Raw genomic sequence first — 25517 nt, forward strand, 5'->3', positions numbered from 1 at the left:
AGCGAAGGAGGAAGCGCCATGCCGTACGCCGAGCACACCGTGACCGTGGACGCCCCCGTCAGCGTCGTCTGGGACCTGCTGGTCGACGTGGAGGGGTACGCCAGGATCTTCCCGCCCACCCAGGAGGTCACGATCCTGGAGGGTGACGACACGTACCAGATCGCCCGGTTCCTGGTGGACGTCAGCGGGGAGCTTGCGACCTGGGTGTCGCGCAGGGACATCGACGCCGGGCGGCGCGTCATCGCCTACCGGCAGCTGGAGACCGCGCCGATCGTCGGGCGGATGGGCGGCGAGTGGCGGGCCTTCCCGTTCGGGGAGGACCGCACGCAGCTCGTGCTGACGCACGACTTCGAGGCGCGCGAGCCGGTCGGCGGCAAGGTCGCGGGCCGGTTCACGCCGGAGGAGGCCGACACGATGCTGCGCGCGGCCGTCGAGCGCAACAGCGTGGCCGACCTCGGCGCGGTCAAGTCGGAGGCCGAGCGGCTCGCCGCCGGCGCGGTCGCGTGAAGCGGTTCTACGACCTGAGCGTCGCCACCCGCGACACGCCGAGCGAGGCCACGCCGGTGACGGTGGACCTGCTCGACCACCGTACGGGCGCGATCGTCCTCGGGCTGAGCCCCGAGGACTTCCCCGACGGGATGGCCATCTCCAACGAGACCGTCACGCTGACCACCCACACCGGCACGCACATGGACGCGCCGCTGCACTACGGCCCGCTGACGGCGGGCCGGCCCGCCAGGAGCATCGACCAGGTGCCGCTGGAGTGGTGTCACGGGCCCGGCGTCCGCCTGGACGTACGCGACGTGCCCTCGGGCGAGGCCGTCACCGTCGAACGGCTCACGGCGGCGCTCGACGCGGCCGGGCACCGGCTCGCCCCCGGCGACATCGTGCTGCTGTGGACCGGCGCCGACGCGCTGTGGGGCAGCGCCCGCTACCTGACCGACTACGCCGGGCTGTCCGGCGAGGGCACCGAGTTCCTGGTCGAGAGCGGCGTGCGGGTCATCGGCATCGACGCGTGGGGGCTGGACCGGCCGATGCGCGCGATGGTCGAGGACTACAAGCGCACCGGGGACAAGGCGTGCCTGTGGCCCGCCCACGTCTACGGGCGGCGCAAGGAGTATCTGCAGCTGGAGAAGCTGGCCGGGCTCGGGACGCTGCCCGCCGCCACCGGGTTCGACGTCTCGTGCTTCCCGGTGTCGATCGCGGGCGCGGGAGCCGGCTGGACCCGGGTGGTCGCCATCATGGAGGAGAGCTGATGTTCTATCGCACGTTCAGCAGCATCGACAAGATCACCGAAGGGCTCGTGGCGAGCTTCTCCGGCCTGTCGGCCAACGTCGGCTTCAAGGACGACGAGGTGGTCCGCCACGTCGCGACCGGCACCGGCCAGGTCAAGGGCACCGCCGTCACCTGGCACGAGGGCGACGGCGGCTCGCCGTACGACCCGCTGGGGGCCGCGGTGCGCAACTTCGTCGCCGCCCAGGTCGGCGACCCGCGCGTGCGCGCGTGGCTGCCGGGCGAGGAGTTCGCGCTGACCGTCTTCCAGGTCCGCAACTACGCCGACGACCGGCAGAACGCGCACCCGTCCCAGGGCTTCCACCAGGGCGGCGGCGACCACGTGCTCGTCACCGTCGTCGCCGAGGAGAACGTCAACGGGGCCGTGCACATGCTGGCCACCGCCGAGGACGAGACCTCGCTGGTCTTCGAGCGCCGCCTGAACCCGGGCGAGACGCTGCTGCTCGACGACCGGGCGCTGACCCACCACTGCACGCCGTTCACCCCCAAGGCGGGGGGCCGGGCGCAGCGGGACGTGCTCGTCGTGTCGCTGACCCGCACGGACGGCGAGGGGCGGTCATGACCGGGGGCTTCCACGAGGTGGTGATCGCGGGCGCGGGGCCCGTGGGGATGATGCTGGCCTGCGAGCTGCGCTCGGCGGGCGTGACGGTGCTCGTCCTCGAACGCGACCCCGAGCCGGACCCGATGCCGAAGGCGGGCATCATCGGGCCGCTGGCGGCCGAGGCCGTCGCCCGGCTCGGGCTGGGCGAGGCGCTGATGGAGGCCGAGGCCGAGGCGATCAGGCGCGACGAGGAGATGCTGGCCAAGCTGCTGTCCGCCGCCCCGGCCGGACGGCCGGGCGGTGGCCCGCCGGGAGCTCCCGGGGGGCGGGCGCCGGGGCACGCGGGGCCGCCGGAGCACTTCGCCGGGCTGCCCCTCGACGCGGCGCTGTCGTCCGACCCCGGCCGCCGCCGGGTCCGGGTGGACCAGCTCACCCTGCACCGCATCCTCGCCGAGCACGCCGGCCGGCTCGGCGTGGACGTGCGGCACGAGCACACGGTCACCGGCCTGTCCCAGGACGGCGACGGCGTGAGCGTCGAGGTCGCCACCCCGGGCGGCGAGCTGCGGCTGCGCTGCGCCTACCTGGCCGGCTGCGACGGCGGCCGCAGCACCGTGCGCAAGCTGGCCGGTTTCGCCTTCGACGGCACCGATCCGACCCTCACCGGCAGGCAGGGCCTGGTCCGCATGGCCGGCGCGGGCGGGCTGCGGCCGGGCTTCAACCTGACCGATCGGGGCGGTTACCTGTTCGCCGCCTTCGGCGCCAACCGGGTGGCGACCGTGGAGTTCGACGGCCCGCCGCAGGACCGAGACGCGCCGCTGACCGCCGAGGAGCTCCAGGAGAGCGTGCGCCGGGTGAGCGGGACCGAGGCGGCCGTCGACCGGCTGCTGTCCGGGGTCCGCTTCACCGACCACACCCGGCAGGCGGCCACGTACCGGCTGGGCCGGGTGCTGCTGGCGGGCGACTCCGCGCACGTGCACCCGCCGTTCGGCGGCCAGGGGCTCAACGTCGGCCTGGTCGACGCCGCCAACCTGGGCTGGAAGCTGGCCGCGCAGGTCCAGGGGCGGGCCCCGGAGGGGCTGCTGGACTCCTACACGGCCGAGCGGCACCCGGTGGCGGCGCGGCTCCTGGACAACACCCGCGCCCAGACGGCGCTCATGCGGCCGGACCCGCAGAGCCGGGCGCTGCGCGAGCTGTTCGCGGGCGTGCTCGGCCTGGACGTGGTCAACCGGCGCGTCTACGACATGGTGACCGGCCTGTCCGTCCGCTACGACCTGGGCGAGGAGCATCCGCTGGCCGGGACGCTGCTGCCGGACCTGGAGCTGTCGACGGGCAAGCGGCTCTTCGACCACCTGGGCCGGGGCCGCGGCGTCCTGCTCGACCAGGCGGACCGCGCCGAGGTGCGCGCCGCGGCGGCGCCGTGGGCCGACCGGGTCGCGGTCGTCACCGCCGGGGCCGGGCTCGACGGGATCGACGCGGCGCTGGTCAGGCCCGACGGCTGCGTGGCCTGGGTGCTGCCGGCCGGTGACGGGCGCCCGTACGAGGGGCTGCCCTCGGCCCTGGCCAGGTGGTTCGGCGATGGCTGAGGACGCCTTCGGGCTGTTGCTCGACCGGGCCGCGCAGGACCTGCTGTTCCGCGAGGCCCGCACGGTCGATGTGTTCACCGGCGAGCCCGTCGGCGACGACCTGGTCCGGGCCGTCTACGACCTGGTCCGGTACGGGCCCACCTCGATGAACCAGCAGCCGCTGCGGATCGTGCTCCTGCGCTCGGCCGAGGCCCGGGCGAACGCGGTCCGGTGGATGTCCGGGCCCGGCAGGGCCAGGACGGCGGCGGCCCCGCTGACCGCGCTGCTGGCCGCCGACCTGTGCTTCCACGAGCGGCTGCCGGAGCTGTTCCCCGGCCGGCCGGACGCGGCGCGCCTGTTCGAGGACCCGCGCGTGCGCGAGGAGTCGGCCCGCTTCAACGCGGCCCTGCAGATCGCGTACCTCATCCTCGGCGTGCGCGCCGCCGGGCTGGCGGCGGCGCCCACGATGGGCTTCGACCCCGGCGGGCTCGACAAGGAGTTCTTCGGCGACGGCAGGCACACCACGCTGGCCGTGCTGAACCTGGGCAGGCCCGCGCCGGGCACGCCGCCGCCCCGGCTGCCGAGGCTGGAGTTCGACGACGCCGTGACCGTGATCTAGACGATTGAGGAGCTGAGATGACCAACGACTTCGACGTGGTCGTGGCGGGCGGCGGCCCGGTCGGGCTCATGCTCGCCTGCGAGCTGCGCGCCGCCGGGGTGGCGGTGCTCGTGCTGGAGCGGCGGGCCCGGCCCGAGCGGGCGGTCAAGGCCGGCTCGATGGGCCCGCTGGCGGCCGAGGCGGTGCGCGGGCTGGGCCTGGGCGCGGAGCTGCGCGCCGCCGAGGAGGCCGCGAACGAGCGCGACCTGCGGCTCACCGGCAAGCCGGGCGGCCCGCGCGAGCACTTCGGCGGGATCTTCCTCGACCCGTCGCTCGCCTCCGACCCCGACCGCCGCCGGGTCCGCGTCGACCAGCCGGCGCTGGAGGACATCCTCGCCCGGCACGCCAGGAGCCTGGGCGTGGACGTGCGCCGCGAGCACGAGGTCACCGGCCTGTCCCAGGACGGCGACGGCGTGAGCGTGGACGTGGCCACCCTGGCCGGGGCACTGCGGCTGCGCTGCGCCTACCTGGCCGGCTGCGACGGCGGGCGCAGCACCGTGCGCGAGCTGGCGGGCTTCGGCTTCGCGGGCACGCCGGGCAGCCTGACCGGCCGCGACGGCGTCGTACGGCTGTCGGAGGAGGCCAGGCGGGCGCTGCCGCGCGGCTTCCACCACACCGAGCGCGGCGTGTTCGTCTTCGCCGGGTTCGGCGCCGACCGGGTGGCGTCGGTCGAGTTCGACGGCCCGCCCGCCGATCCGGCGGCGCCGCTCACGCTCGCGGACCTGGAGGCCAGCGTGCGCCGGGTGAGCGGGGTCGAGGTGGTCATCGACGAGCTGCTGTCCGGGTTCGTCTACACCGACGAGGCGCGGCAGGCCACCACCTACCGCCGGGGCCGGGTGCTGCTGGCGGGCGACGCCGCGCACGTGTACGCGCCGTTCGGCGGCCAGGGGCTCAACGTCGGCCTGGCGGACGCCGCGAACCTGGGCTGGAAGCTGGCCGCCCAGGTCCACGGCTGGGCTCCCGCAGGGCTGCTGGACACCTACACGGCCGAGCGGCACCCGGTGGCCGCCGGGCTGCTGGACAACACCCGCGCCCAGGCCGCGCTCATGCGGCCCGACCCGCAGAGCCGGGCGCTGCGCGAGCTGTTCGCCGAGTTCACCGGCCTGGAGCCGGTCACCCGGCGCATCGTCGACATGAAGACCGGCCAGTCGGTCCGTTACGCCGTGGGCGACGACCATCCGCTGGCCGGCACCCTCTGCCCGGACCTGCCGCTGGACGGCGCGGTTGCTGGAGCGGCCACCACGCTGCGCGACCGGCTGGGCCGGGGGCGGGGGCTGCTGCTGGACCTGGCCGGGCGGGCCGAGGTGCGCGCCGGGATCGCGCCCTGGTCGGCCCGCGTCGGGACCGTCACCGCGCGGGCCAAGGTGGACGGGGTGGACGCGATGCTGCTCAGGCCCGACGGCTGCGTGGCCTGGGTGCTGCCGCAGGGGGCGGCGTACCGCGCGGAGGCGCTCACCGGGGCGCTGCGCACCTGGTTCGGGGAGGGGGAGACGGGATGACGGCACTCGACGAACGGCCCGGCGGACCGGCTGGGCGCGCGGACGGGAGCATGCGGGAGCGGGACGCCGAGCTGGCCCGGCTGAAGGCGCGGGTGCTGGAGGGGCCCGGCGACCGGGAGACCGGCCTGCAGCGCCGCAAGGGCAAGCTGACCGTGCGCGAGCGCATCGACCTGCTCTTCGACAAGGACTCCTTCACCGAGGTGGAGCCGCTGCGGCGGCACCGGGCACGCGGGTTCGGCATGGAGGCCAAGCGCCCGTACTCCGACGGCGTGGTGACGGGCTGGGGCCAGGTGCACGGGCGCACGGTCTTCGCCTACGCGCACGACTTCCGCATGTTCGGGGGCGCGCTCGGCGAGGCGCACGCGCAGAAGATCCACAAGCTGATGGACCTGGCCGAGGCGGCGGGCGCGCCGCTGGTCGGGCTCTGTGACGGGGCCGGGGCGCGGATCCAGGAGGGCGTCACCGCCCTCGCCGGATATGGCGGGATATTTCAGCGCAACGCCCGAATGTCCGGGGTGGTGCCCCAGATCAGCGTGATCATGGGGCCGTGCGCGGGCGGGGCCGCCTACTCCCCTGCGCTGACCGACTTCACGTTCATGGTGCGCGACATCGCCCAGATGTTCATCACCGGCCCCGACGTGGTGGAGGCCGTGACCGGGGCCAGCGTGACCCACGCCGAGCTCGGCGGCGCCGACGTGCACGCGGGCGTCTCCGGCGTGGCGGCCTTCGCCTGCGACGACGAGGAGGAGTGCCTGGCCACGGTGCGCGACCTGCTCGCGTTCCTGCCGTCCAACAACCGCGAGCTGCCGCCCGAGCAGCTTCCGGAGGACCCGGCCGACCGGCGCAACGACCGGCTGCTCGACCTGGTGCCCGCCGACCCCGGCCGGGCGTACGACATGCGCGACGTCATCGAGGAGATCGTCGACCACGGCGACTTCCTGGAGGTGCACGCCGGCTGGGCCACCAACGTCATCTGCGCCTTCGCCCGCCTCGGCGGCCGGGTCGCGGGCGTGGTGGCCAGCCAGCCCGCGTCCTTCGCGGGCGCGCTGGACATCGACGCCTCGGCGAAGGCCGCCCGCTTCGTCCAGACCTGCGACGCCTTCAACATCCCGCTCGTCACGCTCGTGGACGTGCCCGGCTTCCTGCCCGGGGTCGAGCAGGAGCACGGCGGCATCATCCGCCACGGCGCCAAGCTGCTGTACGCCTACTGCAACGCCACCGTGCCGCGCGTCCAGCTCATCCTGCGCAAGGCGTACGGCGGCGCGTACATCGTCATGGACTCCCGCTCGATCGGCGCGGACCTGTCGTACGCCTGGCCGACCAACGAGATCGCGGTCATGGGCGCGGAGGGCGCGGCGAACGTGATCTTCCGCAGGGAGATCGCCGCCGCCGCCGACCCGCAGGCGGTGCGCGCCGAGCGGATCGCCGAGTACAAGCGGGAGCTGATGCACCCCTACTACGCGGCCGAGCGCGGCCTGGTGGACGACGTGGTGAGCCCGGCCGACACGCGGCGCACGCTCATCCGCTCGCTGGAGATGCTGGCGTCCAAGCATCAGCCGCTGCCGTCGCGCAAGCACGGGAACCCGCCGTTCTGATGGCGGGCGCGATCCAGGTGGAGGGCGCCGAGCTCACCGACGAGGAGCTCGCCGCCCTGATCGTCGCGCTCGTCGCCCGCAGCCCGGCCCCGCCCGCCGGACCCGCCGCCGCCCGGCGGCCCGTCCCGCGGGCCTGGGAGACCGGCTACCGCTCACCACGATCATGGAGAACACGTGCGTAAGGTGCTCATCGCCAACCGGGGCGAGATCGCTGTGCGGGTGGCCCACGCCTGCCGCGACGCCCGGCTCGCCAGCGTCGCGGTCTACGCCGAGCAGGATCTCGACGCGCTGCACGTCCGGGTGGCCGACGAGGCCTACGCCCTGGGCGGCCGGACGCCCGCCGAGACGTACCTGGACGCCGATCGCCTGATCGGCGTGGCGCTGCGGGCCGGCGCGGACGCGGTCCACCCCGGCTACGGCTTCCTCGCCGAGAACGCCGGCTTCGCGCAGGCCGTCCTCGACGCGGGCCTGACGTGGATCGGCCCGCCGCCGTCGGCGATCACGCTGCTGGGCGACAAGGTGAGCGCCCGCCGCATCGCCCGCGAGGTGGGCGCGCCGCTCGTGCCCGGCACGCCCGGCCCGGTGTCCGGCGCCGCCGAGGTGGTCGCGTTCGCCCGCGAGCACGGGCTGCCGGTCGCGATCAAGGCGGCGCACGGGGGCGGCGGGCGCGGCATGAAGGTGGCCAGGACGCTGGAGGAGATCCCGGAGCTGTACGAGTCCGCGGTGCGGGAGGCGGCTGCGGCGTTCGGGCGCGGCGAGTGCTTCGCCGAGCGCTACCTGGACCGGCCCCGGCACGTGGAGACCCAGTGCCTGGCCGACGCCGACGGCACGGTCGTGGTGGTCTCCACCCGCGACTGCACGCTCCAGCGGCGTCACCAGAAGCTGGTGGAGGAGGCGCCCGCGCCGTTCCTGACCCCCGCCCAGGCCGGGTCGGTCACCGCCGCGTCGCGGGCGATCCTGCGCGCGGCCGGGTACGTCGGCGCCGGCACCTGCGAGTTCCTGCTCGGCGCGGACGGGACGGTCACGTTCCTGGAGGTCAACACGCGCCTTCAGGTGGAGCATCCGGTGACCGAGGAGGTCTCCGGCGTCGACCTGGTCCGCGAGCAGTTCCGCATCGCGGCCGGCGGGCGGCTGGAGCACGGCGACCCGGTCCCGCACGGGCACTCCATCGAGTTCCGGATCAACGCCGAGGACCCGGGCCGCGGCTTCCTGCCCGCGCCGGGCACCCTGACCCGGCTGCGGCTGCCCACCGGCCCGGGGGTGCGCGTCGATCCCGGCTACGACGAGGGGATGACCGTGCCCGGCGCGTTCGACTCGCTCGTGGCCAAGGTGGTGGTCACCGGCCGCGACCGGGCGGAGGCGCTGGCGCGGGCGCGGCGGGCGCTGGCGCAGTGCGAGATCGGGGGCATGCCGACCGTGCTGCCGTTCCACCGGGCGGTGCTGGACGACGAGGCGTTCGCCCCGGCCGATCCGGCGGCGCCGTTCGGGGTGCACACGCGGTGGATCGAGACGGAGTTCGTGAACCTGATCCCGCCGTACGAGGCCGCGCCCGAGCAGACGGCGCCCGCGCCGCGCGACCGGCTCACGGTCGAGGTGGCCGGGCGGCGTGTGGCGGTGTCGCTGCCCGCCGGGCTGACCGTCCCGCCCGCCGTCCCGTCCGCCGCCGCGCCCGCCGTCCAGGCGCGGCCGGGCGAGCCGAAGCGCCGCAGGCCCGCGCGCAAGCCGGTTGCGGGTGGGGACGCGCTGGTCAGCCCCATGCAGGGGACGGTCGTCCGGGTGCTCGTCGCCGACGGCGCCTCGGTGCGGGAGGGCGACGGGGTGGTCATCCTGGAGGCCATGAAGATGGAGCAGGCGCTCACCGCGCACCAGGCGGGCGTGGTCCGCGGGCTGGCCGCCGAGGTGGGCCAGACCGTCGCGGGCGGCGCGGTCCTCTGCGAGATCGTCCCCTGACCCCTTCCTCCGCGTACGCCCCTTCCGTCCCGTACGGGACACGCTCCCTCTGTGGGGGCAACCGGAGGGCGGGTACGCGCGAGCCCCCGGAGAGGACAGGGACGCGCGTTTCCGGAATGGGCCGGGCGGTCAGAGGGTGGCGCGGCCGTAGGCGATGAGTTCCTCGCGGTCCATGGTGCGGCCCTGGGAGTAGAGGCGGTCGAAGGCGGGGCGGCCGAGCCGGTCGGCGGCGACGCGCGTGACGGCGGACAGGTCGTGGCGCGACAGTCCGGGGCCGGGCGCCATGGCGGCGGCCCCGCCGAGCAGCACGGCCGCCCGCTCGGGGGCGCCGCGCCGGGCGGCCAGGTCGGCGCACCCGACCAGCACGGCGCCGATCATCGGCACGTCGGCGCTGCCCACGGCGGCGCTCAGGGCCCGGCCGTGCGACTCCTCGGCCTGCTCCAGCAGCCCTTCGCGGGCGTGCAGCAGGCCGAGGGAGGTCATCACGAGCGAGCGCAGCTCCATGAGGTCGAGCCCGCTGCCGTCGACGATGGCGAGGGCGGCGGCCAGCTCGTCGCGCGCCCGGGCGAGGTCGCCCTCGCGGCGGGCCAGGTTGCCCAGCAGCAGGTGCACCCCGGCGACGGTGGCGGGCTGCCCCAGCTCCTCGGCGATCTCCCGGGCCTCGCTCAGGCAGGCCAGCCCGGCGTCGGGGTCGCCGCTCTCCAGCTGGATCGCCGCCAGGTGGTAGAGCAGCGCGGGGCGCTCGTGGCGGGCGCCGAGCTCGTCGGACAGCCGCAGCGCGTCGGCGTAGGCGGCCCGCGCGCGGGCGTACTCGCCGCGTACGGAGGCGATCTCGGCGGTCGCGCGCAGCGCGGAGGCCATGCCCCACCGGTCGCCCGCGGCCCGGAACGCCTCCAGCGCCGCCGCGAGGTCGGCGTCGGCCTGCTCGTCGGCGTCGTCCAGACGGCGCAGCCCGCGCCACAGCAGCGCGGTGGCCCTGGTCCACGGGTCGGGGTCGCCGGTGTGGCGTGAGGCGAGCGCCACGATGCGGCCCGGCGGCTCCTTCATGGCGATGGCCAGGGCGGGCTCCACGAGCGTGAGGTAGGGGTGGCCGCCGGGCTCGCCCTCGTTGCGCCAGGCGGCGACGGCGGCGCGAGCCCGCCCGGCCAGCTCGCGGCCGGCGTCGAGGCCGCCGAGCAGGAGGGCGAGCACGGTGGCGCGGGGCGGCGCGTCCTTCCCGGCGGCCAGGGCCTGCCTGGTCCATTCGGCGCCCTCGCCGCGTGAGCCGGTCAGCCGCCAGTACCAGCCGAGCGCGGCCACCAGCCGCACGGCGGTGGCGGCGTCGCCGGTCTCGATGGCCTGGCGCAGCGCGGCCCGCAGGTTGTCGTGCTCGGCGGTCAGGCGGGCCAGCAGGGCGAGCTGGCGGGGGCCGCGCAGGCCGGGCTCGGCGCGTTCGGCGACCTCGGTGAAGTGGGTGGCGTGCGCCCGTCGCAGCCGTTCGCGTTCGCCGGACTCCTCCAGGCGTTCGAGGGCGTAGAGGCGTACGGTCTCCAGCATGCGGTAGCGGACGCCGGCGGGCTCGCGGGACACGTGCAGCAGCGACTTGTCGACCAGGGCGCCGAGCGGCGGTAACACGTCGGCGCCCGCGACCCGCTCGGCGGATTCGAGGGTGGCGCCGCCCGCGAACACCGCCAGCCTGCGCAGCAGCGCCCGTTCGGCGGGCTCCAGCCGTTCCCAGCTCCAGTCGACGACGGCGCGCAGCGTCTGGTGGCGGGGGAAGGCGGTGCGGCTGCCGCCGACGAGGAGCCGGAAGCGGTCGTCGAGGCGTTCGGCGAGCTGGTCGACCGACAGGACGCGCATCTGGGCCGCCGCCAGTTCGATGGCCAGCGGCATCCCGTCGAGCCTGCGGCACACCCGTACGACGTCGTCGACGTTGTCCTCGGTGACGGCGAAGCCGGGCAGGACGGCCAGGGCGCGGTCGGCGAACAGCCGCACGGCGGGGGCGGCGAGCGCGCCCGGCGGGCCGGTGACCTCGGGCGGGACGGTGAGCGGCGGCACCGGGGCGAGCCGCTCGCCCGCGATGTTCAGCGACTCGCGGCTGGTGGCCAGCAGCCGCAGCCCGGGGCAGGAGCCGAGCAGCGTCTCGGCGAGCCGGGCCACGTCGTCGATCAGGTGCTCGCAGTTGTCGAGCACGATCAGGAGCTGGCGGGAGGCCAGCATGGAGACGAGGTGGCCGATGCCGACGGCGGGCGGCTCGCCGTCGCGCGCGCCGGTCAGCAGGATGCCCTCGGTCGGGTGCAGGACGGAGGCGACGGCCTGCGGGAGGTCGGCCGGGTCGGTGAGCGCGGCCAGCTCCACCAGCCAGACGCCGTCGCGCATGCGGGGGACGGCCCGCGCGCCGACCTCCTGGGCCAGCCGGGTCTTGCCGGCGCCGCCCGGCCCGACGAGCGTGGTCAGCCGGTGCTCGGCCAGGCAGCGTTCGACGAGCTCGACCTCGGCGTCGCGGCCGACGAACGAGGTGAGCGCCGCCCGCAGGTTGGTGCGCCGCTCCTGGCGGCGGCCGCGGACGAGAGGGTCGCGCCGGAGCACGGCCAGGTAGGTGGTCTCCAGCTCGGGCGAGGGGTCGATGCCGAGCTCGTCGGCCAGCGCCTGCTTGGTCTGCTCGTAGACCTCCAGCGCGGTGACCTGGCGGTCGGCGGCGTACAGGGCGCGCATCTGGAGGGCGCGCAGCCGCTCGTCCAGCGGGTGGGCGGCGACGAGCACCTCCATCTCGGGCAGCAGCGTCGCGTGCCGACCGAGCGCGAGGTCGGCCTCGATCCGGTCCTTGGTGGCCGACAGCCGCAGCTCCTCCAGCCGGGCGATCGTGCCCTGGGCGAACATGGCGTCGGCGACGTCGAGAAGCGCGGGGCCGCGCCACAGCTCCAGGGCCCGGCCGAGCAGGTCGGCGGCGGTGGAGTGGTCCTGCGCGGCGAGCGCGGCCTGCCCGGCGGCGGCCAGCCGCTCGAAGCGGCGCACGTCGACGTCGTCGGGGTCGGCCGCCAGCACGTAGCCGCCGAGCCGGGAGTCGATCGTGTCGCGGCCGACGGCCGAGCGCAGCCGCGACACCAGGGAGTGCAGCGCGTTGACGGCGTCGACCGGCGCCCCGTCGGCCCACAGCTCGGCGATCAGCCGGTCGGCCGGGACCACCTGGCCGACGTTGAGGCCGAGGACGACGAGCAGCGCCCGGAGCCGGGCGCCTCTGACCTCGATCAGCTGGCCGTCGCGCCGCACTTCGAGCGGACCCAGGATCCGAAACTCCACAGGGCGACTCTAGGACACCGCCGATCGGTCAGGACGCGGCGGCGGCCAGCCTTTCGTTCACGTACGTCAGCGTCTGCCGGGGGGAGAGCATGCGGTCGATGTCCTCGTCGGGGATGGGCAGGCCGAGCTGCTCCTGGAGCACCGTGGCCACCTCGTACCGGGCCAGCGAGTCCAGGCCGAGCTCCTCGAAGGGGGTGTCGGCGGACTCGGGGGTGAGGTCGGCCGCCTCCGTGGTGCCGAGGCAGGTGCTGACGACGCGCTTCAGGTCGTCGAAGGTGAACTCCGTCATGCCGGCCAGGCTGACGGGCGGCGCTGGAGAACCTCTGGAGACGGGCTGGAGGCGGGCTTCCTCCAGCGGTCCTCGATCTGCCCTCCACCGGAGCTCGCGAGCATGCGCCCGACACCGACGCAAGGAGGTCCGAGACTGCCATGACCAGCCAGCTTCTGGCGGCACCGCGGACGCACAGCCGGATTCTCGGGGTGGGCGTCCACCGGCCGCGACGCGTGGTCAGCAACAAGGAGATCTGCGAGTGGATCGACTCGACGGAGGAGTGGATCGAGACCCGCTCCGGCATCCGCAGCCGCCGCTTCGCCGAGAAGGACGAGACGCTCGCGGTGATGGCGGTGTCGGCGGCCCGGTCGGCGCTGCGGCACGCGGGCGTCGGGGCGGGCGAGGTCGACTGCGTGATCGTGGCCAGCATGTCGAACCTGGTGCAGACGCCGCCCCTGGCCGTCACGGTGGCGGCCGACCTGGGGGCGACGGGCTCGGCGGGGTTCGACGTGTCGGCGGCGTGCGCGGGGTTCTGTCACGCGCTGGCGATCGCGGGTGACATGGTCTCGACCCGGCAGGCCAGGTACGTGCTGGTCGCCGGGGTGGAGCGGATGACCGACATCGTCGACCCCACCGATCGGGGCATCGCGTTCCTGTTCGCCGACGGCGCGGGCGCGGTCGTGGTGGGGCCGTCGGCGGCGCCGGGGATCGGCCCGGTGGTGCGCGGCGCGGACGGGTCGTCGCGGGACGCGCTGCGCATGAACACCGGGTGGGGCGCCTTCCGCGCCGACCCGACGCTGCCGCCGCCGAGGATGAAGATGGACGGCCGGCGCGTCTTCCGGTGGGCGGTGGAGCACGCGGTGCCCGCCGGGCGGCGGGCGCTGGAGCTGGCCGGGCTGGCCCCGGGTGACCTGGCCGCGTTCGTCCCGCACCAGGCGAACCTGCGCATGATCGAGATCCTGGCGGCCAGGATCGGCCTGCCGGGCCACGTCGCGGTCGCCGACGACGTGGTCGTCAGCGGCAACACCTCGGCGGCGTCCATCCCGCTGGCCATGGAAGCGCTGCTGCGCTCGGGGCGGGCGGCGTCCGGTGACGCGGCGCTGCTCATGGGGTTCGGCGCCGGGCTCAACTACGCCGGACAGGTCGTGCACCTTCCATGACCTCGTCAGACGCCTTCCGCTCGGCCATGGCCGCCTACGCCAGCGGCGTGACCGTGGTCACCACCGTCGGCGGGGACGGCGAGCCGTACGGGTTCACCGCCACGTCCTTCTGCTCGGTCTCGCTCAGCCCGCCGCTGCTGCTGGTGTGCCTGGCCCAGTCGGCCAACTGCTACCCGGTCTTCGCCGCGTGCGAGAGCTTCGCCGTCAGCATGCTGCGCGACGGCCAGGACGAGGTGGCGCTGCGCTTCGCCAACACGGCCGCGGACAAGTTCGGCTCGGGCGTCGCCCGCGAGACCCCGGCCGGGCTGCCGGCGGTCGAGGCGGCGATGTGCGTGGTCGAGTGCGCGATCGAGGACCGCTACGACGCCGGTGACCACATGCTCCTGCTGGGCCGGGTCACCTGGGTGCGCTTCCGCCACGGCGACCCGCTCATCTACTTCAACCGCGCCTTCCACCGGCTCGGCTCTCCGTAACAGGACCGGGACAGCCCCGGGACAGCACGGGGTGCGGGCGGGGACAGGGCCGCCGACGATCCTCGTCTCAGATCACACCCACACACGTAAGGAGGTGGCCATGACCTACGCCATCCGGGCCGACGACCTCGGCAAACGGTACGGTTCCACGCGCGCGCTCGACGGCGTGAGCTTCGCCGCGCGAGCGGGTGAGGTGCTGGGCGTGCTCGGCCCGAACGGCGCCGGCAAGACCACGGCCGTCCGCATCCTGGCCACGCTGACCCGCCCGGACGGCGGCGTCGCCGAGGTCGGCGGGTTCGACGTGGTCAGGCAGGCCGCGAAGGTGCGGAAGGTCATCGGCCTGACGGGCCAGTACGCGGCCGTCGACGAGATCATCAGCGGCCTGGACAACCTGCTGGTCATCGGCCGGCTGCTCGGCCTGCCGAGGGAGACCGCGCGGCTGCGCAGCTTCGAGCTGCTGGAGCAGTTCGGCCTGACGGAGGCGGCCAGGCGGGCGGCGGGGACGTACTCGGGCGGCATGCGGCGCAAGCTCGACCTGGCCGCGAGCCTCATCGGCCGGCCGCAGGTGCTGTTCCTGGACGAGCCGACGACGGGCCTGGACCCGGCGGCGCGCGACGGCCTCTGGGACGTGATCCGCGCCCTGGTGGCCGACGGCACGACGGTGCTGCTGACCACCCAGTACCTGGAGGAGGCCGACCAGCTCGCCGACCGGATCGTGGTGTTCGACCACGGCCGCGTCATCGCCGACGGCACCCCGTTCGAGCTGAAGAGCAAGATCGGCGGCCAGGTGCTGGAGGTGTGGCCGGCGAACGAGCGGGACCTCGGGGAGGTCGCCACGATCCTCGGCGAGATCGCGCGCGGCCCGGCCACGGTCGAGGACCGGCGGGTGAGCGTGCCCGTCGCCGACCCGGACGTGCTGCGGGCCGTGGTCCTCAGGCTCGACCTGGCCGACGTCCAGGTGGCCGAGCTGGCACTGCGGCGGCCGAACCTGGACGAGGTGTTCCTGACCCTGACCGGGCACCGCGCGGCCACGACGAGCCCGGCGAGCCCGGCGGGCACGGCCGCCGCCGCGCGCGAGGCCGCCGCCGGTCGCGCCGAGCCGTGAGCCGGCCCGCATCCACCGAGGAGTCCCGATGACCACCGTTCCCGTCGCCGGCGCGCGCGAGACGCTGACGCTGACCCGGCGCAGCCTGCTGCACCTGAAGACCAACCCCGAGGAGATCATCGAGCTGGTCGTCCAGCCCATCGTGATCGTGCTGCTGTTCACGTTCGTGTTCGGCGGCGCGATCAAGGGCGACTGGCGCGACTACCTGCAGTTCGCGCTGCCGGGCATGCTCGTGCAGGCCACGCTGTTCGCCACGATGCGGCTGGGCACCGCGCTCGGCACCGACTTCAAGAAGGGCGTCTACGACCGGTTCCGCAGCCTGCCGATCGCCCGCTTCTCCCCGCTGACCGGGGCGATCCTCGGCGAGATGGTCCGCTACCTGCTGTCCATCGTCGTCCTGATGGTCGTCGGCATGCTGCTGGGCTTCCGCATCCGGACCGGCGTCCTGGAGACGCTCGCGGCGGTCGTGGTGCTGCTGTGCTTCGGCTTCGCCATGTCGTGGGGGTCGGCGCTGCTGGGGCTGACCGTGCGCGCGGCGGAGAGCGCGTCGGAGTTCGCGTTCCTGATCATTCTTCCGCTGGCCTTCACCGGCAACCTGTTCGTGCCGACGGAGACCATGCCCGGCTGGCTGCAGGTCTGGGTGAACCTCAACCCGGTCACGTCGGTCGCCGACACCATGCGCGGGCTGCTGCTCGGCGGGGAGGTGGCCCGGCCGCTGATGTGGTCGGCCGTGTGGATCGCCGCCCTGACCGCGCTCTTCGCGCCGCTCGCCATCCACCGGTTCCGGCGCAGGTCCGGATGACCGGCGTCACCGACGAAGGAGTTCCACCGATGAACCGCACCCGCAAGGCACTGCCCTGGGTGATGATCGTTATCTGGGCGGCCCTGGTCGCGGGCGCCCTGCCGCTGGCGGCCAGGCTCGACGGCGTCAAGAGCGACAGCGTCGTGGACTATCTGCCGTCCAGCGCCCAGTCGACGCAGGTGACCGCGCTGGAGACGCGGCTCCCGCGCGGCCAGGACTACGAGTTCCTGATCGTGTACGTGCGCGACAGCGGGCTCACCCAGGAGGACAAGGACACGGTCAAGCGGCATCTCGACACGTTGATCGCCCGGTTCGGCAAGCCGGGCGTGCCCCCGCCGAACGAGGGCAAGGTGGACCTGTCGCCCGACGGGAAGGCGGCGTTCACCATCGCGTCCGTCCCGTCGGAGCGGGGCGCGCCCGCGACCTACATCGACGGCATGCGCGCCGTCGTGGCCGAGCGGCCCGCCGGCCTGGACGTGAAGGTGTCGGGCCCCGGCGGGATCGAGGCCGACATCGACACGGTCTTCGACGGCATCGACGAGAGCCTGCTGATCGCGGCCACGATCGTGGTGGCCCTGATCCTGGTGCTGACCTACCGCAGCCCGCTGCTGTGGCTCATCCCGCTGCTGTGCGCGGGCGCGGCCGTGGTGCTCTCCCAGGCGGGCGCGTACCTGCTGGTGGAGGCGTTCGGGCTGACGGTCAGCGACCAGAACTCGGCGATCCTCATCATCCTGGTGTTCGGGGTGGCGACCGACTACGCGCTGCTGATCGTCGCCCGCTACCGGGAGGAGCTGCGCCTCCAGGACGAGCCGCTGTCGGCCATGGGCACCGCGCTGCGGCGCAGCGCCCCGGCCGTCGTCGCCTCCGCCGCCACGGTGATCGCCGGGCTGCTGTGCCTGCTCGCGGCCGACATGAACAGCCTCAAGGGGCTCGGCCCGGTCGCCACGGTGGCGATCCTGAGCGCGCTCGCCGCGATGCTGACGCTGTTCCCCGCGGTGCTGGTGCTGCTGCGGCGGCCCGCGTTCTGGCCGAGGATCCCGCGCCTGGGCGACCCGGGGCCGAGCGCGTCCAGCCTGTGGTCGCGGCTGGGCGAGGCGGTGGCGCGCCGCCGGGTGACCGCCGTGGCCGGGTCGCTGCTGCTGCTCGGCGTCATGGCGCTGGGCCTGCTGACCCCGGCGAGCCCGCTGCGCCAGATGGACCAGTTCGTCAACAAGCCGGAGTCCATCAGCGGGCTGCAGCAGATCCCCGCGCACTTCCCCGACCTGGGCGGGCAGCCGCTCATCGTGATCGGCAAGGCGGAGACGGGCGACCGGCTGCGGGCCGCCGCGCAGTCCACGCCGGGCGTCTCGCAGATCACCAAGGGCCAGCTCGGCAACGGGCTGACCGAGTTCGCGGTGCTCCTGCGGCACAAGCCGGACACCCCGCCGGAGTACGCCGCCATCGAGACGCTCCGCGCCCGGATCGCGGCGGTCGACCCGAGCGCCCGGGTGGGCGGGCCGAGCGCGCAGAACCTCGACACGATCAAGGCCGCCGCCGCCGACGAGCGCAGGCTGATCCCGCTCATCCTCCTCGTGGTGTCGCTGGTGCTGGGCCTGCTGCTGCGCTCGGTGGTGGCGCCGCTGGTGCTGATCGCCACGGTGGTGGTCTCGTTCGCGGCGGCGCTGGGCGTGATGACGTTCGTGTTCGTCCAGGTGCTCGGCCTGCCGGGGCTGGATCCCACGCTGGTCGTGCTCGGGTTCCTGTTCCTGGTGGCGCTGGGCGTGGACTACAACATCTTCCTGATGACCAGGGCGCGGGAGGAGAGCGCGCGGATCGGCACGCCGCGCGGGGTGGTCCGGGCCCTGGTGACGACCGGCGGCGTGATCACGTCGGCGGGCGTGGTGCTGGCCGCGACGTTCGGCGCGATGGCGACTTTGCCGCTCGTGTTCATGATCGAGCTCGGCCTGCTGGTGGCGTTCGGCGTGCTGCTCGACACGCTGCTGGTGCGCTCGGTGCTGGTGCCGGGGGTGGCGCTGCTGCTGGACTGGCGGGTCTGGTGGCCGAGGCTGCCCGTCCCCGCGTCCGGGAGCCCGGCGCCGGCGGAGAGCCCCGTCGGCACCCGGTGACCGGGCCGGTGCGGCCTCCCGGGAGGCCGCACCGGGCCCCGGGGCTGGGATGATGGGTCAGATGGACGCAGGATCGAGACGCAGGGCGGTGCTCGGCGCCGTGGCCGGGACGGCGGTGCTGGCGGTCCTCGGCGTCGCCGCCCTCGACCGCGACGACGAAGCCGCCGTGACGGCCACCGCTCCCCCGGCCACCGCGCCCCCGACCTCCACGGCCCCCACGGCCACTCCGGAGGCCACTCCGGCCGAGAGCCCGAGTGTGGCCGTGTGGGAGGGGCCCACGCCGCCGCCCGTGGACCTGAAGCTGGCCAAGGGGTCGCAGGACGCGCCCGTCACGATCGTCGAGTTCGGCGACTTCCAGTGCCCCAACTGCCGCCGCTACGCCCGCGAGATCGAGCCCGTGCTCCAGCGCGACTACATCGGCACCGGCGTCGTCCGCGTCTTCTGGCGCGACTACCCGATCCGGGGCCAGGCCAGCGTCGACGCGGCCTACGCGGCGCGGGCGGCGTCGCTGCAGGGCCGCTTCTGGCAGTTCCACGACGCGCTGTTCGCGGGCGGGACGCGGGTGACGCCCGCGCGGCTGCGCGCCGCCGCCGTCACGGCCGGGCTGGACGTGGCCAGGTTCGACCGCGACCGCCGGGGCAGGGCCGTGCGGGAGGCCGTCGACCACGACACCGCGTTCGCCTACCAGCTCGGCCTGCCGGGCACGCCCGCGTTCCTGGTCAACGGGGAGCTGCTGTTCGGGGCGCAGCCGGTGGCGGCGTTCCGGGAGGCGATCGAGAAGGCGCGCCGGGGCGGATGAGCGGCGTCGGTTACGCCGCCGCGTTCCTGGGCGGGCTGTTCTCGCTGCTGAGCCCGTGCGGGGCGCTGCTGCTGCCGGCGTTCTTCGGCTACGCGTTCCCGGGCGGGCGCCGGCTGGCCGGGCGGACGCTGCTGTTCTACCTGGGGCTGTGCCTGGTGCTGGTGCCGCTCGGGATGGGGTCCGCGCAGGCGAGCCGGCTGTTCTACGGCCACCAGGACCTGCTGGTGACGGCCGCCGGGTGGCTGCTGATCGCGCTGGGCGTGGCGCAGGCCGCCGGGCAGGGGTGGACGATCGGGCCGCTGGAGCGGCTGCGGGCGCACGTGCGCGGCGATTCGGCGGGTGCCGTGCTGGCGCTGGGGCTGGTGTCGGGGCTGGCCGGGTTCTGCGCCGGGCCGGTGCTGGGCGCGGTGCTCACGGTGGCGGCGGCCTCCGGCGACGCGCTGCGCGGCGGCGTGCTGCTGGCGGTCTACGCGGCCGGGATGGCGGCGCCGCTGCTGCTGCTCGCGGCCCTGTGGGAGCGCTTCGACCTGGGCGGGCGGCGGTGGCTGCGGGGTCGCGGGCTGCGGGTGGGCAGGCTGCGGGTGCACACCACGTCGCTGCTGTCGGGGCTGGTGTTCGCCGGGCTGGGCGTGCTGTTCCTGGTCTCCGACGGCACGCGCGGGCTGGCGGCGCCGTTCCCGGAGGAGTGGGAGGCGTGGCTGCAGGAGGCGGCGGCGTCGGTGCGGGTGCCCGACCTTGCGCTGGTGGGGGTGGCGGCCGTGGTGCTGGCCGGGGTCACGCTCTGGCGGCTGAGGCGCCGCTGAGCGCTCAGGCGTCGCCGGGGTCGTCGCGGCCCGACGCGCCCTGCGTGCCCTTGGCGGCGGTGTCGCGGCCCGCCGACCAGGGGACCCCGGCCCGGGTCTCGGGGGTCTCGACGCGGAAGCGGGGCAGCGCGTCGGGGTAGTTCTCGCGGACGAACTTCACCAGGTGCTCGCGTACGTCGCACTTGAGGTCCCAGGCGGAGGCCGAGTCGGCGGCGCTCATCAGGCCGCGCAGCTCCACCAGCCCGTTGGGGAGCACGTCGGTGACCTGGAGCGTCCAGTCCTTCTGATCCCACAGCGGGCTTTCCTGGATGAACGCGTACAGTTCCTCGCGCAGTTTGTCGACCGGCACCGACCAGTCGACCCGCAAGTAGACGACGGCCAGGACGCGAGAGCCGTGCCGGGTCCAGTTCTCGAACGGGTTCTGCGTGAAGTAGGAGACGGGCAGCACGAGCCGCCGCTCGTCCCACAGCCGCAGCACCACGTAGGTGAGCGTGAGCTCCTCGATGCGGCCCCACTCCTCCTCGACCACCACCACGTCGTCGAGGCGCAGCGCGTCGCTGAAGGCGAGCTGGAGCCCGGCGAGCATGTTGCCGATCGTGGGCTGGGCGGCGATGCCGACGACGGCGCCGGCGATGCCCGCGGAGGCGAGCAGTCCGGCGCCGAGGGCCCGCACCTGCGGGAAGGAGAAGAGCATGGCGCCGACCGCGACGACGATCACGGTGGCGGCGGCGATCCGGCGGACCAGCGCGATCTGCGTCATGATGCGCCGGGCCCGCCGGTTGCGCTCGCCCTCGACCAGCACGAGCCGGTCGAGGATGACGTCGGTGAGCGCGTACGTGACGCCGATGATCAGCCAGGTGACGGTGGCGATGGTGAGCAGGCCGATGACGCGGTCGATCGACTCGCCGAGCTGGCGCTCCTGCCGCGTGTCGCCCATCATCCACGGCCCGAACACGATGTTGCAGGCCAGGACGGCCGCCATGGCGAAGGTGGCCCACGTGCAGTGCTCCACCAGGTGCCGGGCGAGCGCGTACTTGCGGCCCACCCGTGACAGCACCCGTCTGGCCAGCTCCACGCCGAGGATCGCCCCGGCGACGGAGACGGCCATGATCAGCCAGTTGGACGTCGGCTGCACGCGCTACTCCCCCAAATGTTCTAGAACGTCTCGTCAAAGGTCACATTGCCCTCAACCGCAACTTGATACGCGGAGACGCGCCGCTCGAAGAAGTTTGCCAGCTCCTGCACGTCCTGCAGTTCCATGAACGCGAACGGGTTCGCGCTGCCGTAGCGGCCGGGCATGCCGAGCCTGGCCAGCCGCTGGTCGGCCACGTACTCCAGGTAGGCGCGCATCTGCTCGACGCTCATCCCCGGCATGCCGTCGCCGCACAGGTCGCGGGCGAAGGCCAGCTCCGCCTCGACCGCCTCCTCCAGCATGCGGGTGACCTGGTCGCGCAGGTCGTCGTCGAACAGCTCGGGCTCCTCGGAGCGTACGGTGTCGACGACGCTGAAGGCGAACTCCATGTGCATGGACTCGTCGCGGAACACCCAGTTCGTCCCGGCGGCCAGCCCGTCGAGCAGCCCCCGGGAGCGGAACCAGTAGACGTAGGCGAAGGCGCCGTAGAAGAACAGGCCCTCGATGCAGGCGGCGAAGCAGATGAGGTTGAGCAGGAACTGCCGCCGCTGGGCGGCGCTCTCCAGCCGCTGGATGCCGTTGATCGAGTCGATCCACCGGAAGCAGAACTCGGCCTTGTCCCGGATGGACGGGATGTGCTCGATCGCGGCGAACGCCTTGACCCGCTCGTCCGGGTCGGGCAGGTAGGTGTCGAGCAGCGTCAGGTAGAACTGCACGTGCACGGCCTCCTCGTACAGCTGCCTGCTCAGGTAGAGGCGCGCTTCGGGGGCGTTGACGTGCTGGTAGAGGTTGAGCACGAGGTTGTTGGCCACGATGGAGTCGCCGGTGGCGAAGAAGGCGACCAGGCGGTTGATCAGGTGGCGTTCCTGCGGCGTCATCCTGGTCAGGTCGGCGAGGTCGTTGTGCAGGTCGACCTCCTCCACCGTCCAGGTGTTGCGGATGGCGGCCCGGTAGCGTTCGTAGAAGTCCGGGTAGCGCATCGGGCGGAGCGTGAGGTCCATTCCGGGGTCGAGCAGCATGATGGGGATCCGTCCTTTACTGGCAGGCTTCGCAGACTTCCGGGTTCTCCAGCGAGCAGGCGACGGCCTCGGCGACGGGGACGGTCGTCTGCGCGATCCGGGTGGCCGGGCGCGAGCGCAGGTAGTAGGTGGTCTTGAGGCCGCTCTTCCACGCGTAGGCGTACATCGACGACAGCTTGCCGATGGTGGGGCTGGCCATGAACAGGTTGAGCGACTGCGACTGGTCGATGTACGGCTGCCGCGCCGCCGCGAGGTCGATGAGCGCCTTCTGCGGCAGCTCCCACGCGGTGCGGTAGAGGGTCTTGAGGTCGTCCGGGACGCCGGGCACGTCCTGCACGGACCCGTCGGCGCGCTTGATCGCGTCGCGCACCGGCTGCGTCCACAGCCCGCGCGCCTGGAGGTCGGCCACGAGGTAGCGGTTGACCTGGAGGAACTCGCCCGACAGCGTCTCGCGCTTGAACACGTTGGACACCTGCGGCTCGATGCACTCGTAGCAGCCGGCGATGGAGGCGATCGTGGCCGTCGGCGCGATCGCGACCATCAGGGAGTTGCGCAGCCCGGTGACGGCGATCTTGTCGCGCAGCGCGTCCCAGCGCGGCGTGGCGGCGGCGCCGTAGTGGTCGGGGTGCAGCACCCCGGCGGCGGCGCGGGTGTCGTCGTAGGAGGGGTGCCTGCCGCGTTCGGCGGCCAGGTCGGCGGAGGTGTCGTAGGCGGCCAGCGCGATCTCCTCGGCGATCCGGGTCGACAGCGCCAGCGCCGGGCCGGAGTCGAACGGCAGCCGCAGCGCGAAGAACACGTCGGCCAGCCCCATCACGCCGAGCCCGATCGGTCGCCACTTCCTGTTGGCCGTCTCGGCCTCGGGCGTCGGGTAGAAGCCGAGGTCGATCGTGCGGTCCAGGAAGCGCACGGCGGTGCGGACGGTGCCGCGCAGCCGCTCCCAGTCGAGGTCGCCGTCCCGTACGTGGGCGGCGAGGTTGATCGAGCCCAGGTTGCACACCGCGGTCTCGGCGTCGCCGGTGACCTCCAGGATCTCGGTGCACAGGTTCGACAGGTGGATGACGTTGCCGGGGCGGCCGGTCTGGTTGGAGGTGCGGTTGGCGGCGTCCTTGAACGTCATCCAGCCGTTGCCGGTCTGCGCGAGCGTGCGCATCATCCGCCCGTAGAGGGTGCGGGCCGGGATCTGGCGGACGAACCGCCCGGCGGCCTCGTAGGCGCGGTAGGCGCGGTCGAACTCCTCCCCGTACAGGTCGGTCAGGTCGGGGACCTCCTTGGGGTCGAACAGCGACCAGACCTCGTCGGCCTCCACCCGGCGCATGAACTCGTCGGGCACCCAGTTGGCCAGGTTGAGGTTGTGGGTGCGGCGGGCGTCCTCGCCGGTGTTGTCGCGCAGCTCCAGGAACTCCTCGACGTCGGCGTGCCAGGTCTCCAGGTAGACGCAGGCCGCGCCCTTGCGCCTGCCGCCCTGGTTGACCGCGGCCACGGAGGAGTCGAGCGTGCGCAGCCACGGCACGATGCCGTTGGAGTGCCCGTTGGTGCCCCGGATCAGCGACCCGCGCGAGCGCACCCGGGTCCACGAGATGCCGATGCCGCCCGCGTACTTCGACAGCCGGGCCACCTGGCCGTAGCGGTCGTAGATCGACTCCAGCTCGTCGCGCGGCGAGTCGAGCAGGAAGCAGGACGAGAGCTGCGGCCGGCGCGCGCCCGCGTTGAACAGCGTCGGCGAGCTGGGCAGGTAGGCCAGCGCCGACATCAGCGCGTACAGCTCGGCGGCCTCGGCCACGGTCTCCGACAGGCCGCACGCCACCCGCAGGAAGAAGTGCTGGGGCCGCTCCAGCACGGCCCGCGTGACGGGGTGGCGCAGCAGGTAGCGGTCGTAGACGGTGCGCAGCCCGAAGTACTCGAAGCGCTCGTCGGCGCCGTCGTCGATCAGCGCGTCCAGCTCGGCGGCGTGCGCGGCGACGAAGGCGGCGAGCGAGTCCTGGATCAGACCGGCGGCGTGGGTGGCGGCGACCGACTCGGCGAACGACCGCACGCCGTGCCCGGCGGCCTCCTCGGCGATCTCCTCGGCCAGCAGCCGGGCGGCGACCCGCGAGTTGGCCGGGTCGGTGATCACCCGCGCGGCGGCCTCCTCGATGGCCAGGCGGCGGTCACCCTCAACGATCTGTGTCACGTGCTCTCTCCTCGCGAGCTTCCCCCGTGAGGGCACGCGAGAGCACGGCGGCTCGCCTCGATCCCCGGCCGCGCGACGCCCCCGGGCCCTCCCTCGAGGCCCTGGACAAGACAACCGCTGGCAGGTCTTCGGGCTCGCGGGCGCAACGCGCACTCCTACTGGCCGTCGCTTCCCGGATCTCTCCAGTGCGTGTGACGGCGGTCGTTCCCGCTCACCGCTGCGGGGCAGCCCCGGATTCGCACCGGGTTCCCTTTCACTCCGCCCCAAGGGGCGAACCAGCGACGACCAGGATCCTACATCTAGTGGCCGTTTCCGCAACTACCCCAGCATGTTGTGCCACCGCTGGTCTCGACGAGGCCGAGATCGCGGAGCACGGCCTTGGTCCTGCGCACCTCGGAGTCGAGCCAGGCGCGGAAGTCGTCGCCGGCCAGCGGGATGCGCACCCAGCCGCCCGCCTCGCAGGCGCGCTGCCAGGACGGCGATCCGGTCACCTCCTCGCACATCCGCACCGCCGAGGCGCGCCTGTCCTCCGGCATGGCGCCGGGGCCGACGGCGGCGCACCAGTTGGCGAAGTCGACGCGGATGCCGCTCTCCAGCAGGCTGGGCGCGTCCACGCCGGGGAAGCGCCTGGCGCACGAGACGGCCAGCACCCGTACGGCGCCGCGCCGGATGGGGCCGCGCCAGTCGGCGAGCGCGCCGGCGGCGGCCGCGGCCCGGCCGGCCCGCAGCGCGGTGGCCGCCTCGGCGCTGCTCCGGTAGCCGGTGTAGTCGACCTGGCGGGTGTCGGCGCCAAGCCCCTTGGCGATCAGCCCGAACAGCAGGTGGTCGGGCTCGCCCTGGGGGCCGCCGGCCAGCGGCGTCTCCCCCGGCCTGGCCAGCAGGTGGGCGCCGAACTCGTCGAAGCTGCGGAAGCGGGACGTGGCGGGCACCACCACGACCACGACCTCGCCGGCCAGCCTGGCCAGCGGCGTCGCGGTGTCCATCAGCGACTCGCCGTGGTTCAGCTCGGCGGCGGCGAGCGCGGGCAGCCCGGTGACGGTGATCCGCACGGGCCCCCGCCCGGCGAACCCGGCCTCGCCCGCCGCGCCGGCGAACGCGCGGGTCACGCGTTCCCACCGCTCGCCGCCCGCGACGATCTCGTACGCGCCGCGTGCGTCCCCGGCGCCCGCCGGGAAGCGCTCGGTGCCGCAGCCGGCCACGGCGGCGGCCATTCCGAGGCCCGCCGCGAGAAAGCGTCTCCGCCGCATGACCCGCCTCCCCCGAGCGCAGTTACCTCAGGTTATTGACGCATCACGCATAGT

General features: G+C 74.2%; 22 protein-coding genes and 1 riboswitch. Of the genes, 16 read left to right on the top strand and 6 right to left on the bottom strand.

From position 1 onward, the window contains the following. Positions 1-18: 18 nt before the first annotated feature. The 9 genes from ACBI99_RS30665 to ACBI99_RS30705 are packed head-to-tail and all read left to right on the top strand — an operon-like array spanning position 19 to position 9098. Positions 19-507, top strand: coding sequence for an aromatase/cyclase (locus ACBI99_RS30665; RefSeq protein ID WP_219509738.1), 489 nt, complete (start codon positions 19-21; stop codon positions 505-507). Beyond that, a complete protein-coding gene (locus tag ACBI99_RS30670; protein WP_219509736.1) occupies positions 504-1256 on the top strand; it encodes a cyclase family protein in 753 nt (250 codons plus the stop codon). Before ACBI99_RS30665 ends, ACBI99_RS30670 begins: the two co-directional genes overlap by 4 nt. Then, entirely contained in the window at positions 1256-1855 is a 600-nt protein-coding gene (locus ACBI99_RS30675) for a 2OG-Fe dioxygenase family protein (protein WP_219509735.1), read from the top strand. Before ACBI99_RS30670 ends, ACBI99_RS30675 begins: the two co-directional genes overlap by 1 nt. Then, a complete protein-coding gene (locus ACBI99_RS30680; RefSeq protein WP_375074089.1) occupies positions 1852-3417 on the top strand; it encodes an FAD-dependent monooxygenase in 1566 nt (521 codons plus the stop codon). The genes ACBI99_RS30675 and ACBI99_RS30680 overlap by 4 nt, the downstream gene beginning before the upstream one ends. After that, positions 3410-4015, top strand: coding sequence for a malonic semialdehyde reductase (locus tag ACBI99_RS30685; protein WP_375074090.1), 606 nt, complete (start codon positions 3410-3412; stop codon positions 4013-4015). Before ACBI99_RS30680 ends, ACBI99_RS30685 begins: the two co-directional genes overlap by 8 nt. A 17-nt stretch (positions 4016-4032) precedes the next feature. Beyond that, entirely contained in the window at positions 4033-5553 is a 1521-nt protein-coding gene (locus ACBI99_RS30690; protein ID WP_375074091.1) for an FAD-dependent monooxygenase, read from the top strand. Then, positions 5550-7148 carry an acyl-CoA carboxylase subunit beta gene (locus ACBI99_RS30695; RefSeq protein WP_375074092.1) on the top strand — a complete coding sequence of 533 codons (1599 nt, stop codon included), beginning with the start codon at positions 5550-5552 and terminating at the stop codon, positions 7146-7148. Before ACBI99_RS30690 ends, ACBI99_RS30695 begins: the two co-directional genes overlap by 4 nt. Then, positions 7148-7330: an acyl-CoA carboxylase epsilon subunit gene (locus ACBI99_RS30700; protein ID WP_219509730.1), complete on the top strand. Its 183-nt coding sequence runs from the start codon at positions 7148-7150 to the stop codon at positions 7328-7330. The genes ACBI99_RS30695 and ACBI99_RS30700 overlap by 1 nt, the downstream gene beginning before the upstream one ends. Further along, the gene (locus tag ACBI99_RS30705; RefSeq protein WP_375074093.1) at positions 7323-9098 is read left to right on the top strand and encodes an acetyl/propionyl/methylcrotonyl-CoA carboxylase subunit alpha; all 1776 of its coding nucleotides are present in this window, start codon (positions 7323-7325) and stop codon (positions 9096-9098) included. The genes ACBI99_RS30700 and ACBI99_RS30705 overlap by 8 nt, the downstream gene beginning before the upstream one ends. A 129-nt stretch (positions 9099-9227) precedes the next feature. Here ACBI99_RS30705 and ACBI99_RS30710 read toward each other — a convergent pair whose 3' ends face one another. Continuing rightward, complete coding sequence (locus ACBI99_RS30710; protein ID WP_375074094.1) at positions 9228-12377, bottom strand: BTAD domain-containing putative transcriptional regulator; 3150 nt, start codon at positions 12375-12377, stop codon at positions 9228-9230. A gap of 28 nt (positions 12378-12405) precedes the next feature. After that, a complete protein-coding gene (locus tag ACBI99_RS30715; protein ID WP_219509727.1) occupies positions 12406-12666 on the bottom strand; it encodes an acyl carrier protein in 261 nt (86 codons plus the stop codon). A 140-nt stretch (positions 12667-12806) separates the two neighbouring features. Here ACBI99_RS30715 and ACBI99_RS30720 point away from each other — a divergent pair, with 140 nt between their 5' ends. From ACBI99_RS30720 to ACBI99_RS30750, 7 genes are all read left to right on the top strand, one after another. Then, entirely contained in the window at positions 12807-13808 is a 1002-nt protein-coding gene (locus ACBI99_RS30720; protein ID WP_375074095.1) for a beta-ketoacyl-ACP synthase 3, read from the top strand. Then, entirely contained in the window at positions 13805-14281 is a 477-nt protein-coding gene (locus ACBI99_RS30725; protein ID WP_219509724.1) for a flavin reductase family protein, read from the top strand. Before ACBI99_RS30720 ends, ACBI99_RS30725 begins: the two co-directional genes overlap by 4 nt. 100 nt (positions 14282-14381) lie before the next feature. Further along, positions 14382-15386: an ATP-binding cassette domain-containing protein gene (locus ACBI99_RS30730; protein WP_375074096.1), complete on the top strand. Its 1005-nt coding sequence runs from the start codon at positions 14382-14384 to the stop codon at positions 15384-15386. Positions 15387-15414: 28 nt separating this feature from the next. Beyond that, entirely contained in the window at positions 15415-16188 is a 774-nt protein-coding gene (locus ACBI99_RS30735) for an ABC transporter permease (protein ID WP_219509722.1), read from the top strand. Positions 16189-16217: 29 nt separating this feature from the next. Further along, positions 16218-18293: an MMPL family transporter gene (locus ACBI99_RS30740; protein ID WP_219509721.1), complete on the top strand. Its 2076-nt coding sequence runs from the start codon at positions 16218-16220 to the stop codon at positions 18291-18293. Positions 18294-18354: 61 nt separating this feature from the next. Then, positions 18355-19092, top strand: coding sequence for a thioredoxin domain-containing protein (locus ACBI99_RS30745; RefSeq protein WP_357594001.1), 738 nt, complete (start codon positions 18355-18357; stop codon positions 19090-19092). Beyond that, on the top strand, positions 19089-19895 hold the full coding sequence (locus tag ACBI99_RS30750; protein WP_357594003.1) for a cytochrome c biogenesis protein CcdA: 807 nt from the start codon (positions 19089-19091) through the stop codon (positions 19893-19895). Before ACBI99_RS30745 ends, ACBI99_RS30750 begins: the two co-directional genes overlap by 4 nt. A 4-nt stretch (positions 19896-19899) precedes the next feature. On the opposite strand, the gene ACBI99_RS30755 is transcribed toward ACBI99_RS30750, so the two are convergent. The 4 genes from ACBI99_RS30755 to ACBI99_RS30770 all read right to left on the bottom strand — a co-directional run bounded on the left by ACBI99_RS30755 (position 19900) and on the right by ACBI99_RS30770 (position 25463). Beyond that, a complete protein-coding gene (locus ACBI99_RS30755) occupies positions 19900-21030 on the bottom strand; it encodes a mechanosensitive ion channel domain-containing protein (RefSeq protein ID WP_308126050.1) in 1131 nt (376 codons plus the stop codon). Between the two features lie 20 nt (positions 21031-21050). Then, complete coding sequence (locus ACBI99_RS30760) at positions 21051-22046, bottom strand: ribonucleotide-diphosphate reductase subunit beta (protein ID WP_219511119.1); 996 nt, start codon at positions 22044-22046, stop codon at positions 21051-21053. A 16-nt stretch (positions 22047-22062) separates the two neighbouring features. Beyond that, complete coding sequence (locus ACBI99_RS30765) at positions 22063-24216, bottom strand: ribonucleoside-diphosphate reductase subunit alpha (protein WP_375074097.1); 2154 nt, start codon at positions 24214-24216, stop codon at positions 22063-22065. Positions 24217-24317: 101 nt separating this feature from the next. Further along, positions 24318-24511: riboswitch (cobalamin riboswitch) on the bottom strand. A 4-nt stretch (positions 24512-24515) separates the two neighbouring features. Next, positions 24516-25463 carry a tripartite tricarboxylate transporter substrate-binding protein gene (locus ACBI99_RS30770; protein ID WP_219511115.1) on the bottom strand — a complete coding sequence of 316 codons (948 nt, stop codon included), beginning with the start codon at positions 25461-25463 and terminating at the stop codon, positions 24516-24518. Between the last annotated feature and the right edge of the window lie 54 nt (positions 25464-25517).

This window comes from Nonomuraea sp. ATR24 (genome assembly GCF_041950485.1).
GTDB lineage: Bacteria > Actinomycetota > Actinomycetes > Streptosporangiales > Streptosporangiaceae > Nonomuraea > Nonomuraea ceibae.

Coding starts and splice junctions, on each gene's coding strand:
- ACBI99_RS30665 (WP_219509738.1), top strand. CDS start 19: ATGCCGTACGCCGAGCACACCGTGACCGTGGACGCCCCCGTCAGCGTC.
- ACBI99_RS30675 (WP_219509735.1), top strand. CDS start 1,256: ATGTTCTATCGCACGTTCAGCAGCATCGACAAGATCACCGAAGGGCTC.
- ACBI99_RS30680 (WP_375074089.1), top strand. CDS start 1,852: ATGACCGGGGGCTTCCACGAGGTGGTGATCGCGGGCGCGGGGCCCGTG.
- ACBI99_RS30685 (WP_375074090.1), top strand. CDS start 3,410: ATGGCTGAGGACGCCTTCGGGCTGTTGCTCGACCGGGCCGCGCAGGAC.
- ACBI99_RS30690 (WP_375074091.1), top strand. CDS start 4,033: ATGACCAACGACTTCGACGTGGTCGTGGCGGGCGGCGGCCCGGTCGGG.
- ACBI99_RS30695 (WP_375074092.1), top strand. CDS start 5,550: ATGACGGCACTCGACGAACGGCCCGGCGGACCGGCTGGGCGCGCGGAC.
- ACBI99_RS30700 (WP_219509730.1), top strand. CDS start 7,148: ATGGCGGGCGCGATCCAGGTGGAGGGCGCCGAGCTCACCGACGAGGAG.
- ACBI99_RS30715 (WP_219509727.1), bottom strand. CDS start 12,666: ATGACGGAGTTCACCTTCGACGACCTGAAGCGCGTCGTCAGCACCTGC.
- ACBI99_RS30720 (WP_375074095.1), top strand. CDS start 12,807: ATGACCAGCCAGCTTCTGGCGGCACCGCGGACGCACAGCCGGATTCTC.
- ACBI99_RS30725 (WP_219509724.1), top strand. CDS start 13,805: ATGACCTCGTCAGACGCCTTCCGCTCGGCCATGGCCGCCTACGCCAGC.
- ACBI99_RS30730 (WP_375074096.1), top strand. CDS start 14,382: ATGACCTACGCCATCCGGGCCGACGACCTCGGCAAACGGTACGGTTCC.
- ACBI99_RS30735 (WP_219509722.1), top strand. CDS start 15,415: ATGACCACCGTTCCCGTCGCCGGCGCGCGCGAGACGCTGACGCTGACC.
- ACBI99_RS30740 (WP_219509721.1), top strand. CDS start 16,218: ATGAACCGCACCCGCAAGGCACTGCCCTGGGTGATGATCGTTATCTGG.
- ACBI99_RS30745 (WP_357594001.1), top strand. CDS start 18,355: ATGGACGCAGGATCGAGACGCAGGGCGGTGCTCGGCGCCGTGGCCGGG.
- ACBI99_RS30750 (WP_357594003.1), top strand. CDS start 19,089: ATGAGCGGCGTCGGTTACGCCGCCGCGTTCCTGGGCGGGCTGTTCTCG.
- ACBI99_RS30760 (WP_219511119.1), bottom strand. CDS start 22,046: ATGCTGCTCGACCCCGGAATGGACCTCACGCTCCGCCCGATGCGCTAC.
- ACBI99_RS30770 (WP_219511115.1), bottom strand. CDS start 25,463: ATGCGGCGGAGACGCTTTCTCGCGGCGGGCCTCGGAATGGCCGCCGCC.